A 14,457-nucleotide genomic window follows, 5' to 3' on the forward strand; every position below is an offset into this window, starting at 1 on the left:
TTGACAAGCTATTTCGAGCGGAAATTTAGGCTCGAACATCTCTCCATTTAATATGAAAGTCATGAGAAGTCTGTGAAATTTATCCGTCTTTTGCATAAGTCAGTATTTTTTCGGTGACAGAGCTTATGTACGAGATGCATAAAATATGTTCAAGGATTCCAAGGGATAAGCCTATGAACATCAATTTGCGCGGTGCCAGTGAGAGAGCAGGTTTGAGTCAGGCAGAGCTTGCAGCGATACTGGGGCTTTCTCAAGCGCAAGTGAGTCGATATGAACAAGATCCGGGAGCTATACCGACTGAACTCTTACTACGCTGGACGCAAGCATTAGGAACAGATATTCAAACTCTCGTGGCAAGTGCCATCCCATTACCACCTCCTGTCGATCCTGGCGATCCGTATCTACAATTGCGGCGAGATTTGAATTTGCTTGAACAGTATGTGACTGATTGTTCTCCCAGTGAAGAACTTAATATCCCTAATAAACCCCCAACACCAAATGATGTTATTAAGCAAATTTATCGTTATCGCCAAAAGCCAAATTTAGTGTTATTAGGGCGATTCGATTCTGGAAAGTCTCATTTGGCTAATACCTTAATGGGGGCAAAGATACTACCTGCGCAATATCAACCTGCTACCAGAGTTATTACTTTTGTAAGACATATTAGCGATCGCCCATCCTGGTTTGAGGATCAAGTTGGCATTCTATCTGAGGATTTTTGGACAAGAGACGAAAAGGGAAATCAGATTTTTGATTTAACTTTGTTCGATTCTCAATTCTGGTTTGAAAGACATTGTATTAAAGCTGGTTCTTTAGAAGTATTACGGCAGCATGGTGTACACGAGCATGTCAGTGAAGTTGAAATTGAGGGGCACTCAGCAATTGTATATGTTGACTCACCACTGCTTAGATCGTGCAATGTTGTTGACTTCCCTGGCTACTCAGATCAAGCAGATCAAACATCAGAAGATGTAAAGAAAGCAAGCAGTGCTATTCAAATTGCAGACTTGATCGTGTATACCTCTCCAGTCAATGGTTTTATGAATGCTGAGGATTTTAGTCGCCTCAGTTATTTACTAAAGGTTTTGCCGTCACCTGAAACTTATAACAAAGAGTTCCCAATACTTGGAAATTTATTTGTCGTAGGTACTCACGCCAATCCATCTGTTTCAGGCACAGACATAAGTTCAATCCTACAAACTGGTTCGATCAGACTTTATAAACATATCAACGAAACAGTCCTTGTAGAGCGCAGCAAAAACATTGACCGCCCTATTGAAAAGGAAAATCTACAGATGCGTTTCTTTTCTTTTTGGGAAGAAACACCTCGTCGTTGGGAAAGTTTCAAAAAAGAATTGATTCTAATTCTTGGGCAATCTCTCCCTAAAGCCCGAAAAAATAAAATTGATCGTGAAATTAGTTTGCTTAAAAACGAGGCTCCAAATCAAATCTCTGAACAAATCCGTGCTTATGAACAGACGACATCTGAGTTAGAACAACGCCAGCGAGAACTTGAAGAGCTAGAAAAGGAAGAACCAAAAAGGCTGGCTTTGCTAAAGCAGAAGCGTCTTAAGATTCAGAAACGTATTACAGAGTTGCAGCGTAAGACCCAAGATTCTTTTCAGCAGAGTTATACCACTTTCATTCATGCTTCTGCTGTTGAAACAATGATTCGCAATCGTTACAGAGATAAGAAAGATGCAAAAGAGTACGCCGCAGGTTATCTGATTGAGCAACTTCAAGGTAAGCTTGAAACCTATATCAAGGAAAATTCTAATTCTCTGAAAGCTGACATCGATGAGTTTTTGAATACCTATGAGGAAGTGTTTCTACAACTTCCTAAGCTCAATCTTGGCTCTGTTTCTATACCTTTCGATCCAAAGGGAGCATTCATAGGTGGTCTTGTAGGGGCAGGTAGTGTTGGTGCGCTTGCCGTTTGGGCTGCCTCATTGGGAAATCTTGGCGCTTATATCCTGGTTGCCAAATTTGTTAGTCTTCTCTCTGCGTTAGGTATCAGTATTAGTGGTGGGGTTGCGACAGTTGTATCTTTCGTTGCTGCCATCGGTGGTCCAATTACATTAGGAATAGGTTTATTTGCGGCAGCTGTTTTCCTGGGTTTAGCTCTGTTTGGAGAGTCATGGGAACGTCGTTTGGCGAAGAAAATTGTCGATCATTTTGAGGAACAAAGAGTATTACATAAATTTCTACAAGCTAGCGATGAGTATTGGCAAGATACAGCAAAAGCTTTTGAAAAAGGAGCTGATGCAGTTGAAGATCAATTTCAAAAATATATTCAACACCTTCGAGAACTTTGCTCTAATGACGAGATATCTAGGAAAAACGTTGAGAGGATTTTGCTTGTTCTAGGAGAGTTAAAAGCTTTTTTCGCCGGAATTCCCTGGAGGGAGTCTACAAGTTAGCAAAAGGATGGTTGTAACTTACATTTGAGCCAAAAGCACACCAGCCAACATCGGGTTCAGGCGATTTGTGCTTCATCACTGACACGCCTCTGTCGGAAGTGGTTCAACATCTGTGTTCGTGCGGAGTAACAACTATAGAGGGATCAGTAGAGTGCACGGGTGCAACGGGTGCAGATGAGAAATGAGTGTGCTAGTCTCTTACCCATTCAATTGCTGCCACTCAAGCTACGATTGATAGTTATACAAGTACGCTCTTGAAATATGGAGTGCCTGACGATCGCTCGTCTAGAGGTTGAATCAGCAATTAAGCAATTACCAGAAGCAGAAGTCCGCAATCTTGCAAAGTGGCTTCAGGAATACCTTGATGAAATGTGGGATCGACAAATTGAGGCGGATTTATCGTCTGGCAAGTTAGATCGTCCGATCGCTCAAGTAGAAGCAGATATTCAAAACGGCAACGTAAGAGATAGCGAAGTTTTCTGCCACAGGTTTGCAACGGATTTTAGAACTTCAAGTTCTCCTTAATGAATTGAAAGCAATCGCGACGGGAAAGATAAAATTGGCTATGGATAGAAGCTATCCTTTAGAACAAACTGCCGAGGCTCACAGATATATCGACCAAGGACATAAAAAGGGAAATATAGTCGTAACTGTAGTGCATAATAACAAAACCCAACAACAGATAGGCGATCGCACTTCGTGAAGTATCAGGCTTCATTAGTGTTGGCACTGCTGCAATGTACTTATCCAATTAAGTTATTAAACTTGTTTTTTCAAAACTCTTTCTAACTGAAAAGGGAAAAGAATACGCCTTTCAATTAAAATCTCGCCTAACTTTTTCTGACTCATCTCCTGTTCTTTCAAAGCCAATTCTAGTTCATATTTTAAAATTAATTTTTCTTTAATGAGAATTTCACCAAGCTTACTTCGCTCAGGACTCAATATCCGTTTGAGTTCTTCTGAAGAAACTATTCTTTTTGCAAGTAACTGAGCAGCAAGTTCTTGATTTTTTTTTTGAATTTCTAATAATTCTTGTTGTAGTTGTGATTGAATCATCAGACTTTTCTATTTGTTGTGTTATTGTGATTTTAATAGATTAATTTTACCAAAGAATAAAAACATTCATATAAAATTCATCAATTGTATTTACTATATATTCTCTGCTGTTAATCTGTATGTGGTTTAGAAATGATAAATATCTGTATAAATAGTTAGTAAATACTTACGTATTAATATCTGATATAGCAGGATTTTGGCAAAGAAAAAACCTCTGATAAAATAATAAATAAACTATTTTTATATCTGTGCAAAGTGATGCACGAGACGAACTCAAAACTAAAAATTGTAAACTTTGAAACATTTAAATTTGTGCTACTTGTGCTACTGCCTCAGTCCTGATTGAATATCTTTAATTGTCAGGGTGGAGCTTGGCAAGGAGGTTAAGGAATGCCGAAGCCTGTAAGACTGAGACGTCTTGCGCTTGCTGCGCGCGATCGCTTCGATCGCTATGCATAATGGGATTTTGTACGCCCGATCAAACTTTAAGAACTAACAATGACTCGGTTAGCTGTCGGCAATGGCTATTAAAGTAGAAATACTACCTACTATAGATTTAATCAGCTTGTCACAAGGGAGAACGCGATCGCTATGGGTATGACCCTCACAGAAAAAATCTTGGCTAAAGCTTCAGGACGTTCGGTTGTTGAACCAGGAGAGAATATCTGGGTTGATGTTGATGTCTTGATGACACACGATGTTTGCGGTCCTGGTACGATTGGTGTCTTCAAGCGCGAATTTGGCGAGGATGCGAAAGTTTGGGATGCTGAAAAAATTGTTTTAATTCCCGACCACTATATTTTCACCGCCGACGAACGCGCCAATCGTAATGTTGATATTTTACGTGAATTTGCGCGAGAGCAAGGTATTAAATATTTTTACGATATTACTGACCGTGCTAACTTCAAAGCCAATCCCGATTACAAAGGCGTTTGTCACATTGCTTTAGCTCAAGAAGGTCATACTCGTCCTGGTGAAGTCTTATTTGGTACTGATTCGCATACTTGTAATGCGGGTGCTTTTGGTCAATTTGCGACAGGTATTGGTAATACCGACGCGGGTTTCATCATGGGAACAGGTAAGCTGTTAATTAAAGTTCCAGCAACGATGCGGTTCGTTCTCAATGGCGAAATGCCAGATTACTTATTGGCAAAAGATCTGATTTTGCAAATTATTGGGGATATTGGCGTTGCGGGTGCAACTTACCGCACGATGGAATTTGCAGGCGAAGCTGTGCAACGCATGACGATGGAAGAACGGATGACGCTGTGCAACATGGCGATCGAAGCTGGTGGAAAGAATGGCACGATCGCACCCGATGAAACAACGTATGAATATGTCCGCGCGCGAACCAATAAACCTTTTGAGTCATTTTACACCGATAGCGATGCGAAATTTTATAGCGATCGCACCTACGATGTCTCGCAACTCGAACCTGTTGTTGCCAAACCGCATTCACCAGATAACCGCGCCTTGGCACGAGAGTGCCGCGATGTCAAGATTGACCGCGTGTATATTGGTTCGTGTACTGGGGGTAAAACCACCGATTTCGTCAACGCCGCCAGAATTCTTAAAGGTCATCAAGTCAAAGTTCCGACATACATTGTTCCTGCGACACAAAAAGTCTACGAAGACTTGTTTACGTACAAATACGACGGACAAACGCTATCCGAAATCTTCCTCAACTCCGGTTGTATCGAACCTGCTGCACCTTCGTGCGCGGCGTGTCTTGGAGGACCTAAGGACACCTTTGGACGCATGAATAAACCCGAAGTCTGCGTTTCCACAACTAACCGCAACTTTCCTGGGCGCATGGGCGAAAAAACCGCGCAAATTTATCTTGCTTCGCCTTACACTGCTGCTGCTTCGGCATTAACAGGTTACGTCACCGATCCGCGTGAATTTATTGGTTAATTATCAAAATAGTAGGGTGGGCATATTGCTCACCTTGCTCTATAAAATGTTGATGCAGGCGATCGCAATTCGCAATCCATTCTGCTTCATACAAATTGCTCGTAAAATCGTTACAAATTCCAAACCCTGACTTATATTGGACAAAGCTGTATTTCAATCAATCGACATTTTCGGATGAAGCGATTCGCCTCTTCAGTGCCAACATTTGATTCAATGCTTTTGCCTACAATTCAAGCTCTACAAATATTGGGTGGATCTGGTACAAATGAAGAGATTTATGAAAAAGTAGTGCAACTTCTTAATTTACCTGAGAAGATACTTGAAATTCCGCATGGAAATACCTCAAAAAGTGAGGTTGAATATCGACTAGCTTGGAGCCGTACCTATTTAAAAAAATATGGACTGTTACAGAATTCAGCACGTGGTATATGGTCTTTAGTTTCAACCTCCATCAATGTTCAAGATCTAGATGCCAAAGAAATTGTTAAAGCTGTTCAACGAGATGCTGTCAGCAATAAGGCAGTACCTTCTGAACCCTTAGATGAGACTGTTGATATTGAAACCCTAGAAGAACTCACATGGCATCAGCAGCTTCATAAAATGTTGCTGTCGTTGGAACCTTCTGCTTTTGAGCGTTTGGTACAACGTCTTCTACGTGAGTCGGGTTTTATCCAAGTGCAAGTTACAGGTAAGTCAGGTGATGGTGGAATTGATGGAGTTGGAATTGCGCGTATTAATGGCTTTCTAAGTTTTCACGTTCTGTTTCAATGTAAGCGATACCAAGGTTCAGTTACAGCTAGTCAAATCCGAGATTTTCGCGGAGCAATGCAGGGACGCACCGATAAAGGATTGTTGATGACAACTGGCACATTCACTAGAGACGCAGTGAAAGAAGCGACACGCGATGGCGCACCTCCTATTGATTTAATAGATGGCGAACAGTTAGTTCAACGATTGAAAGAGTTAGGTCTCGGTGTCAACATAAAAATGGTAGAGTCTATTGAAGTTGATACCGATTGGTTTGCAAAAATCTGAGGTTTGGAGTTGCTGCTTTATTGGTTAAATCTGATGCGGGATGAATCAATTGCTCTAATTTTCATACACCTGTTGAGCGCGTGATTAACAAAATCAAATTACGCACTTTGCATAAGATAATAGTGCCAGAGAATTCGTGCAGCAACTGCTCTCCAGGGTTTCCAGTTCTCAGAAATTGCTTCGAGTTCGGTTGGAGCTGGGCGCTTGGGTAAAGACTTAAGTTTTTGATACGCAATGGCTAGTGCTAAATCGCCGCTGGGAAACGCATCAGGACGTTGTAATGACATGAGTAAATAAATATCAACTGTCCAGTCACCAATGCCTTTGATTTGCCGTAGTTGAGAGCGTATGCTTGCATCATCCAGCAGCGCTAGTTCGTCTAAATCAATGACATTAGTTGCGATCGCTTGTGCTAACTCTCGACAATACAATATCTTGCGCTGACTCAATCCTGCGGCTTGCAATTGCGTGTTATCTAGCTGTAAAAAGTTTGCGGGTGTTAGCGGTACAAGCTGCGATAAGCGCGTAAAAATTGCTGTGGCAGATGCTATTGACAGTTGTTGTCCAATAATAGTGCGCACCAATCCTACAAAACCTGTTTCGCGTTCCCAGTTGGGTGGGTGTCCCCATGCTTCAATAACGCTTGCTAGATCGCGATCGCGTTGTGTCAGTTCTGCGACTGCTTGAGTCATACTCGTTGCATTAAGGCATTGCACCACGTAAATATCCTATAACTCGATCGAGACGTCATCGCGTTGTGAAGATAACGCAGCTAGTCGCATGAATACCTTATGTGTTGATACAAATTTTATAATTATGGTTAGTTGTTAAAATTTACAATAGTAGTAATACTACTTATTTGCTAAGCTTAATTATTTTTTCCCATTCTAGCTATTGTAGCAAGTTTTGTCACTCCAAGACAATACTATAGCGCAAATATGTGAGCCTTCTAACTTCCAAACCAACGAGGACATCTCACCAAAATAAACATTGATAAGTGTCATATGAAAGATCAGCCAAAGATACCTGCCGAGAAGATACCAGAAATATTCGATCGGGCTGCGCGATTATACGCGGAGAAAAATCAAAACTACTCGGTAGAGGAAATTATCCAAGCAGGGTTAGAGGCGAGAATTCCATCCGAATATATCCAAAGAGCGATCGCCCAAGTTCAGGCAGAACAAACTTCTAAACCACTACGCAAATTCCAATTTAGCAATTTTCCGCTCAACGCGATCGCAATTGCAGCAGCATTTATCTTAGGCGGTTTATTGACAGCAAGTGTTGCTGGAATACAACCAACACAAACAAGTCGAGGAACGACTTCAACAAACTTTCTAGAAACAAATTTAGAAAGAGCAAACTTAAAAAGAATCGACCTCAGAGGCAGAGATTTAAGTAATATCAATCTAACTAAAGCCAGACTCGACAGAGCCGATCTTAGCAACACCAATTTAAGTCATGCTAATCTATCACGCGCCCGCTTAAGAAACGCCAATTTGAGTGGTGCAAATTTAAGTCATGCTAATCTGTCACGCGCCGATCTGAGAAATGCCAATTTAAGTGGTGCAATTTTAGATGGTACCGATTTATCGCGTGCTAGGCTTGAAGGCGCAATTTTGCCTGATGGAATGAGATATCAGTGACGAGTCAGGTTCGTTTCAGTTAAGCTATGCTTGACACAAAACGCAATTAATCAAACTACTAATCAAGCGCTCTTTTTGCATGGGCATGGTGTATTTACCGTGCAAAACTTCTTGCGCTAACACAAATGCAACTAAAGAACCAAGAAAAATACGCGCTGTTGCTTCGGTATCTGCAATATTGAGTTCCGGATGCGCTTCAAAGTAAGCACTCAAATTGCGAAAGCCAAATTGTACAACTGTGCGCGTATAAAGTTGTGCTAATTCGGGAAAGCGTGCCGATTCAGCAATAACTAACCGAAAAAAGGCAATATATTCTGGATCGTCCATTTTAGCTAAAAACTTCTCCGCAATTCTCCGCAATACGATTTGTGGTTCGCCTTCGAACGGATTTTGAAACTCAGACAAAAAGCTGCGAATTGTCACGCGCTCAATCAACGCGACGAACAATCCTTCTTTATCTTGAAAATGACTGTAAATCGTCTGCTTGGATACACCAGCAGCAGCAGCAACGCGATCCATGCTTGTTTTGGCATAACCTTGTTTGAGAAAAACCTGCATCGCCCCTTGCAAAATCTGTTCGCGCTTAGTATTGCGGCTTCCTAAAGGTTCTGATTCAATATGCGCTGCTAATACACCGACTTCATTGAGGTAGTTTAGGGCGGTAGGCGAAGTTTTCTGGAGTGGGGAGTTAGCCATATTGCTTGTAGCTTAAATTTTTGTAAAAAGACTTGTTTTGTCATACTGGACGGTCTAGTATGATTTTATCAAGACCTGCGATCGCAACAAGGGCAAGAATTTCTCACTCAAAAATCCAAACTCGATGTCGCAATTGATATCACAACCGCAAAAACCTGCCCCAGCGCCTGAACCTTCTGCAAAAGTACGTCGTAAAGCCAATCCGCGTTTGTTGATTTTGCTTGGATTAATCATTGTCGGTGCAGTGGGTTTTGCAATTTGGTACTTTTCCTCGCGTCCGAGAACTGATGCCTTGCAGCTAAGCGGTAGAATTGAAGGCTATCCAACCAATGTAGGGGCTAAAGTAGGTGGTCGAATTGAGTTTGTGACGGTGCGAGAAGGCGATTCTGTTCGTAAAAACGAAACGATTGTGCGGCTCGATGATGCAGAAATTCAAGCACAGTTGCAAGGCGCAAATGCACGTTTAACTGCTGCGCAGCAACAAGAACAACAAGCACGATTGCAAATTGCCGTTGCCCAAAGTCAAATTGAAGAAGCACAGTTTAATTTACAACAATCGCAGGGAGATGCAAGAGGACGAATTGCCCAAGCAGAAGCAAACGTAGCCGCAGCAGAAGCACAGTTAAATCAAACCCAAGCGCAACTCATCGAAGCGCGATCGCAACTCGAACTCGCCCGCAAAGAACGCGATCGCTTTCAACAATTACTGCAAGCAGGTGCAATTACCCAGCAGCAATTCGATCAAACGCAAGCAACCTTTCAAACCGCACAAGCTACACTTCAAAGCCGAGAAGCCGCAATCGATGCTGCCCAAAAACAAGTGAATGCAGCCCAAGGTGGATTAGTGCAAGCCCAAACTGCAAGTTTGAATCCGAACATTCGTAATACACAATTGAATGCTTTACGCAGACAACTCGATGTCGCGCGATCGCAACTTGCAGCCGCCCAAGCCGAAGTCAAAAATGCCCAAGCATCCCGCCAACAAATTCAAGCACAAATCGCCGATCTCAACGTTGTGAGTCCCATAGATGGAGTAGTGTTAACTCGTAGTGTAGAACCTGGGGAAGTTGTGGCGACAGGTAGAACATTATTGACAGTCATCGATCCCAACACTGTTTATCTACGGGGTTTCATACCAGGAGGACAAATTGGCAATGTACGCATTGGACAGCGTGCCAATGTCTTTCTCGATTCTGCCCCCGATCGCCCGTTAGCTGCAACAGTCACCGCCATTGATACGCAAGCGTCGTTTACTCCAGAAAACATTTATTTTCGCGAAGATCGAGTACGACAAGTTTTTGGTGTCAAGCTGAGTATTGATAATCCTCAAGGATTTGCGAAGCCAGGAATGCCAGCTGATGGCGAAATTGTGACTCAATAAAAACCCAACTTTAATGACAACTACTGATACAACAGCATCAACGTCAGAATTAGTCATTCAAGTTGAAGGGCTAAGGAAACGCTACGGTAAATTTGTTGCAGTTCGTGGAATTGATTTTACAGTACGCCAAGGAGAAATTTTTGGTTTAATTGGACCTGATGGCGCGGGAAAAACAACAACGTTTCACATTCTCGCCGGAGTGATGGAAGCGAGTGAAGGTCATGTACAAGTATTGAGGCTACCTCCCCGCGATGCGCGGTTGAAGATTGGTTATTTAACGCAGCAATTTTCGTTGTATCTCGATTTGAGTATTGATGAAAATCTCAGCTATAGTGCAGGTTTACGTAAAATTCCTCCCAATTTACTGCAACAACGGCGGAATAAGTATCTCAAATTGATGGGATTAGAACGGTTTGGCGATCGCCTCGCAGGAGAACTTTCCGGAGGAATGAAGCAGAAATTAGCGCTTTGCTGTGCATTAGTATCGCAACCGCAGATTTTACTGTTAGATGAACCAACAACTGGTGTCGATCCGGTATCGCGGCGGGAATTTTGGGATGTCTTAGCCACTTTAGCAAACGAATGCGTGACAATTGTCGTTGCCACACCTTATCTTGATGAAGCTGAACGCTGTAACCGTATTGCGTTGATGTATGAAGGACAAATTCAGCAAATTGGTACGCTCAAACAACTGCGCGATGATTTAGGTTTAGAACGCTTAGAAGTGCGTACAGGAGATTTACAAGCCCTCGAAGCCGCAGAGAAGGTTTTACTATCTACAGACGCAGAGTCAAATTCTCAGATTGATGTGATTGATGCGACGCAGTATTATCAAGCGATCGCGGATGTGCAGAGTTTTGGCGATCGACTCGATGTTTTAGTACCAAACGCCCAAAAAGGTGAAGCACAAGTACGCAAGTTATTGCATCAAAACAAAATCCCATTAGACACAATCGAAACTGGTGAAGCTACTTTAGAAAATGTCTTTGTCACGCGCTTACGCGCTGCGGGTTCCGATCCACCGTTTATTCCCTTTCCCAGAAAGGGGCGAAAGAATAATAGTTCTACTTCATCAGTGGCGATCGGTGCAAACAACTTACAAAAAGTTTTTGGTAACTTTCAAGCTGTCAAAGGAGTCAATCTAGAAATTCGCTACGGGGAAATTTACGGGTTACTGGGGGCGAATGGCGCGGGTAAAACAACGACAATTAAAATGCTGTGCGGGTTACTCGAACCAAGCGGCGGTAAGATTTCGCTGGCGGGAGAAACGCAGAATTTACGGAGTAATCAACTGCGGCGACGTATTGGCTACATGAGCCAAAAGTTTACGCTGTATGATGACTTGAGCGTTGTGCAGAATTTGGAATTTTATTGCGGAGTGTATGGAGTTTCTAGAAGAGTGCGACGCGATCGCATCAACTGGGTTTTAGAAACTTGTGGCTTAGTCGGTCAAGAAGATATGATTACAGGGCAATTACCTGGTGGTTGGAAGCAGCGAGTTGCCTTCGGGGCTTCGGTAATGCACGAACCAGAGATTTTATTTCTTGATGAACCCACATCCGGCGTCGATCCGCTGGCGAGGCGACAATTTTGGCGCTTAATTGAAGATTTTGCCCGCAATGGAACCGCAATTTTAGTAACCACACACTATCTAGAAGAAGCCGAACACTGCAACCGCATGGGCTTTATGGTAGCTGGGGAAGTCGTCACGCAAGGTTCACCTAGTCAAATCAAAGCCGAACAACCAGGACAACTTTTAGAAGTCGTTACCGATAACACGCAAGTTGCATCGAATTTACTCAAAACCCAACTCGAACCTTGGCGCGTATCAATCTTTGGCGAGAAACTTCATGTTGTTGTCGATCATCCAGAAGAAATTTCTCAACTTCGCTCAACTTTAAAGGAGGCAAAATTGCAAATTTACTCGCTTCGCCCGATTCCCTTTTCCCTAGAAGATGCATTTATCGGTATTGTGCAACGTGCAAGTTATAGTAGTGAATAAACTTACTCTGGTAGAAATTCATCATTTACCACTTCTGCCAACTCATATGGACATTGCGTAGGAAATGTTTCCAAAGGTAATCCGGTTTCTGCTTTTGCTTGTTTGACTGCTTCTATGTAAGCTTCAGCAAAGATGCTTTCAAGATAATGCTTAAGGCTAGGAGATTCTTTGAGTGATTTTTTTATTCGTCTGCGATGTTCAATGATACTGCTTTCCCAACTACCACTTCTGTATTCAGGTTGATATTGCCATTTGAGTAAGTGAAGCAAAAGTACAATCAAATTACTTTCTAAGCTTCTGCGTTCACACCTCCCCATATCTTCAATTTCCTCGATCAAATTCTCCCAGTCCACACTTTCATAATTTTGACTCCGTAGTTGTTTTACAGTTGTTTCAATCCATTGCAAATAATCTGTTTCGTATAGCGTTTGGTAATCAGATTTGAAGGAATGCATAGGGTTTTATTAGAATTTTATGACAATCAGCAAAAATACAACCGTATTAAATATTCTTAATTGTAACGAAGCGATCGCCTGGTAGTATTCAGAATTATGAATAAAAGCCCACAGAAAAATATTAAAGTGCGCAAAGCTCGATTGGAAGGTGCTGAAGCTATTTGTCATGTTCATTGCGGATCTGTACGCACACTATGTACAAAGAATTACACATCTGAGCAAACTGAAGCCTGGATAAGTAGATCTGAGCCAGAAAATTTTCGCAAAGCATTGCTCGAAAGAGGTGAAATAGTATTTGTTGCTGAAATTGAGGGAGCGATCGCAGGATTTTCTTCTTTGTTCAAAAATGAGATATATGCTGTCTATGTTCATCCTGAATACACTCGTCGAGGACTGAATGCTGTAGAAAAAGAAGCAATATTTCAACATATTAAAATCAAACTTGTATCATCAACAACAGCTAATTTTTTTTTATCAAGCAAGTGGCTATCAAGTTATCGAACACTCATTTCATACCTTGCGTTCTGGTATCCAAATTCCTTGCGTTTACATGGAAAAATCTCTAAATGAAGCGTATATTAGCACAGTGTATTAAAGAGTTAGCACAATTTCGACGCGATCGCCTCACGGTCGCACTAGCAATTTTGTTACCTCTAGCAACTTTGTTTATTTTTGGTTTTGCAATTCGTTTAGAAGCAACAAATATTCCGACTGTCATTCAAGACTTAAATAATAGTCCTCTCAGTCGTAGTTATGTTGAGCAATTAATGGCGACAAATCAATTTCAATTAACGCGCTGGGATGATAATATCATAGGTGCATTAGAAAGAGGAATTGCCAATGCAGGCGCAATCATTCCTCCTAATTTTGATTCACAAATTAACTCGAATCAACCTACTACCGTACAAGTTTTAATTGATGGTACTGATGCAAATAATGCGAGAATCATTCAGAACTCTTTTAGAGCTACAACTAACGCTTTTCTACGAACTTCTGGCATCCAACAAGAACAACCTAATATAGTTGCCCGAATTCGGATATGGTTTAACCCAGGGCGGCGAGAGTCATTGTATATTGTTCCTGGAGTGTATGGCGTGATTTTGTGGATTTATCCGTCGTTGCTAGCAGCGATCGCCATGGTTCGCGAGAAAGAACGCGGTACAATTCTACAAGTTTACGCTTCAAGCCTCACTGCTACTGAATTATTACTAGGCAAAGGACTTGCTTATTTCATTATCGGTATTGCCCAAGCCGTTGTCATTATCAGTCTTGGTTCACTATTATTTCAGCTAAGTTTTGCTGTAGAACCAACAGTATTTATTCTAGGAACTTTACTTTATTTATGGACAAGCGTGTTATTTGGTTTACTCATTGGAGTCAGAGCTAGTAATCAAAATGCTGCTGTGCAAGGAGTTGCAACCATTGGTTTTCTTTCTTCACTTTTACTGTCTGGCTTTATCTATCCTCTAAGTAACATTCCTTTTCCACTTTCTCTCATCTCTAGTATTTTACCCGCCCGCTACTACATCGAACTCAGCCGCGATGCCTTTGTACGTGGTACAGGTTGGATAGGAGTTTGGTTTATTCCCCTAGTTCTCATAGTTATTGGTTTGCTACTATTCAATACAGCAAGAAAAGCATTAAGCCGAATGCAGTTACTAAGCTAATCAATTTTGTATTTTACACTATAGCCTCATTAGCTTTGTTGTGGCATATAACAGTTCTGTTGAGCGGTTGTAGCCATCTTAAACCCCACACCGAAAATCTGCCAATCCGCTCCAACAGAATTGTTCGACTGCGCTGCTACTGACAATTGATCAGAGCTTTAATGTCTGCCGTTACAATTTTCTCC

14 protein-coding genes are annotated in these 14,457 nt (G+C 41.8%); 10 read left to right on the forward strand and 4 right to left on the reverse strand.

Features of this window, described 5'->3' with window-relative positions:
• Window positions 1–173 precede the first annotated feature (173 nt).
• From B1A85_RS10350 to B1A85_RS24480, 3 genes are all read left to right on the forward strand, one after another.
• Entirely contained in the window at window positions 174–2,420 is a 2,247-nt protein-coding gene (locus B1A85_RS10350; RefSeq protein WP_104546807.1) for a dynamin family protein, read from the forward strand.
• Between the two features lie 261 nt (window positions 2,421–2,681).
• Window positions 2,682–2,945, forward strand: coding sequence for a hypothetical protein (locus B1A85_RS10355; protein ID WP_104546808.1), 264 nt, complete (start codon window positions 2,682–2,684; stop codon window positions 2,943–2,945).
• A gap of 4 nt (window positions 2,946–2,949) precedes the next feature.
• The gene (locus tag B1A85_RS24480; protein ID WP_256387448.1) at window positions 2,950–3,123 is read left to right on the forward strand and encodes a zinc-binding dehydrogenase; all 174 of its coding nucleotides are present in this window, start codon (window positions 2,950–2,952) and stop codon (window positions 3,121–3,123) included.
• A gap of 56 nt (window positions 3,124–3,179) precedes the next feature.
• Here B1A85_RS24480 and B1A85_RS10365 read toward each other — a convergent pair whose 3' ends face one another.
• Window positions 3,180–3,476 (reverse strand): hypothetical protein, encoded by a 297-nt coding sequence (locus tag B1A85_RS10365; protein ID WP_104546810.1) that lies wholly within the window; start codon window positions 3,474–3,476, stop codon window positions 3,180–3,182.
• Window positions 3,477–4,067: 591 nt separating this feature from the next.
• Here B1A85_RS10365 and B1A85_RS10370 point away from each other — a divergent pair.
• Together B1A85_RS10370 and B1A85_RS10375 are read left to right on the forward strand one after the other, a co-directional pair.
• Window positions 4,068–5,390, forward strand: coding sequence for a 3-isopropylmalate dehydratase large subunit (locus B1A85_RS10370; RefSeq protein WP_104546811.1), 1,323 nt, complete (start codon window positions 4,068–4,070; stop codon window positions 5,388–5,390).
• A gap of 174 nt (window positions 5,391–5,564) precedes the next feature.
• Window positions 5,565–6,425, forward strand: a complete 861-nt coding sequence (locus tag B1A85_RS10375) for a restriction endonuclease (RefSeq protein ID WP_104546812.1) — start codon at window positions 5,565–5,567, stop codon at window positions 6,423–6,425.
• 98 nt (window positions 6,426–6,523) lie between these two features.
• Here the strand turns inward: B1A85_RS10375 and B1A85_RS10380 are convergent, their stop codons facing one another.
• The gene (locus B1A85_RS10380) at window positions 6,524–7,117 is read right to left on the reverse strand and encodes a DNA-3-methyladenine glycosylase (protein WP_210404352.1); all 594 of its coding nucleotides are present in this window, start codon (window positions 7,115–7,117) and stop codon (window positions 6,524–6,526) included.
• A gap of 312 nt (window positions 7,118–7,429) precedes the next feature.
• Here B1A85_RS10380 and B1A85_RS10385 point away from each other — a divergent pair, with 312 nt between their 5' ends.
• Complete coding sequence (locus tag B1A85_RS10385; RefSeq protein ID WP_104546813.1) at window positions 7,430–8,071, forward strand: pentapeptide repeat-containing protein; 642 nt, start codon at window positions 7,430–7,432, stop codon at window positions 8,069–8,071.
• 24 nt (window positions 8,072–8,095) lie between these two features.
• Here B1A85_RS10385 and B1A85_RS10390 read toward each other — a convergent pair whose 3' ends face one another.
• Window positions 8,096–8,767 (reverse strand): TetR/AcrR family transcriptional regulator, encoded by a 672-nt coding sequence (locus B1A85_RS10390; RefSeq protein ID WP_104546814.1) that lies wholly within the window; start codon window positions 8,765–8,767, stop codon window positions 8,096–8,098.
• Window positions 8,768–8,891: 124 nt separating this feature from the next.
• Here B1A85_RS10390 and B1A85_RS10395 point away from each other — a divergent pair, with 124 nt between their 5' ends.
• Window positions 8,892–10,148, forward strand: a complete 1,257-nt coding sequence (locus tag B1A85_RS10395) for an HlyD family secretion protein (RefSeq protein WP_104546815.1) — start codon at window positions 8,892–8,894, stop codon at window positions 10,146–10,148.
• A gap of 13 nt (window positions 10,149–10,161) precedes the next feature.
• A complete protein-coding gene (locus B1A85_RS10400) occupies window positions 10,162–12,150 on the forward strand; it encodes an ATP-binding cassette domain-containing protein (RefSeq protein ID WP_104546816.1) in 1,989 nt (662 codons plus the stop codon).
• Between the two features lie 2 nt (window positions 12,151–12,152).
• Here the strand turns inward: B1A85_RS10400 and B1A85_RS10405 are convergent, their stop codons facing one another.
• On the reverse strand, window positions 12,153–12,605 hold the full coding sequence (locus tag B1A85_RS10405) for a DUF29 domain-containing protein (RefSeq protein ID WP_104546817.1): 453 nt from the start codon (window positions 12,603–12,605) through the stop codon (window positions 12,153–12,155).
• A gap of 96 nt (window positions 12,606–12,701) precedes the next feature.
• On the opposite strand from B1A85_RS10405, the gene B1A85_RS10410 reads away from it, so the two are divergent.
• The gene (locus tag B1A85_RS10410; protein ID WP_104546818.1) at window positions 12,702–13,175 is read left to right on the forward strand and encodes a GNAT family N-acetyltransferase; all 474 of its coding nucleotides are present in this window, start codon (window positions 12,702–12,704) and stop codon (window positions 13,173–13,175) included.
• Window positions 13,172–14,272 (forward strand): ABC transporter permease, encoded by a 1,101-nt coding sequence (locus tag B1A85_RS10415; RefSeq protein WP_104546819.1) that lies wholly within the window; start codon window positions 13,172–13,174, stop codon window positions 14,270–14,272. The genes B1A85_RS10410 and B1A85_RS10415 overlap by 4 nt, the downstream gene beginning before the upstream one ends.
• Window positions 14,273–14,457 lie beyond the last annotated feature (185 nt).

The sequence above is a fragment of the Chroococcidiopsis sp. TS-821 genome, assembly GCF_002939305.1.
In the GTDB taxonomy this organism is placed as follows: domain Bacteria; phylum Cyanobacteriota; class Cyanobacteriia; order Cyanobacteriales; family Chroococcidiopsidaceae; genus Chroogloeocystis.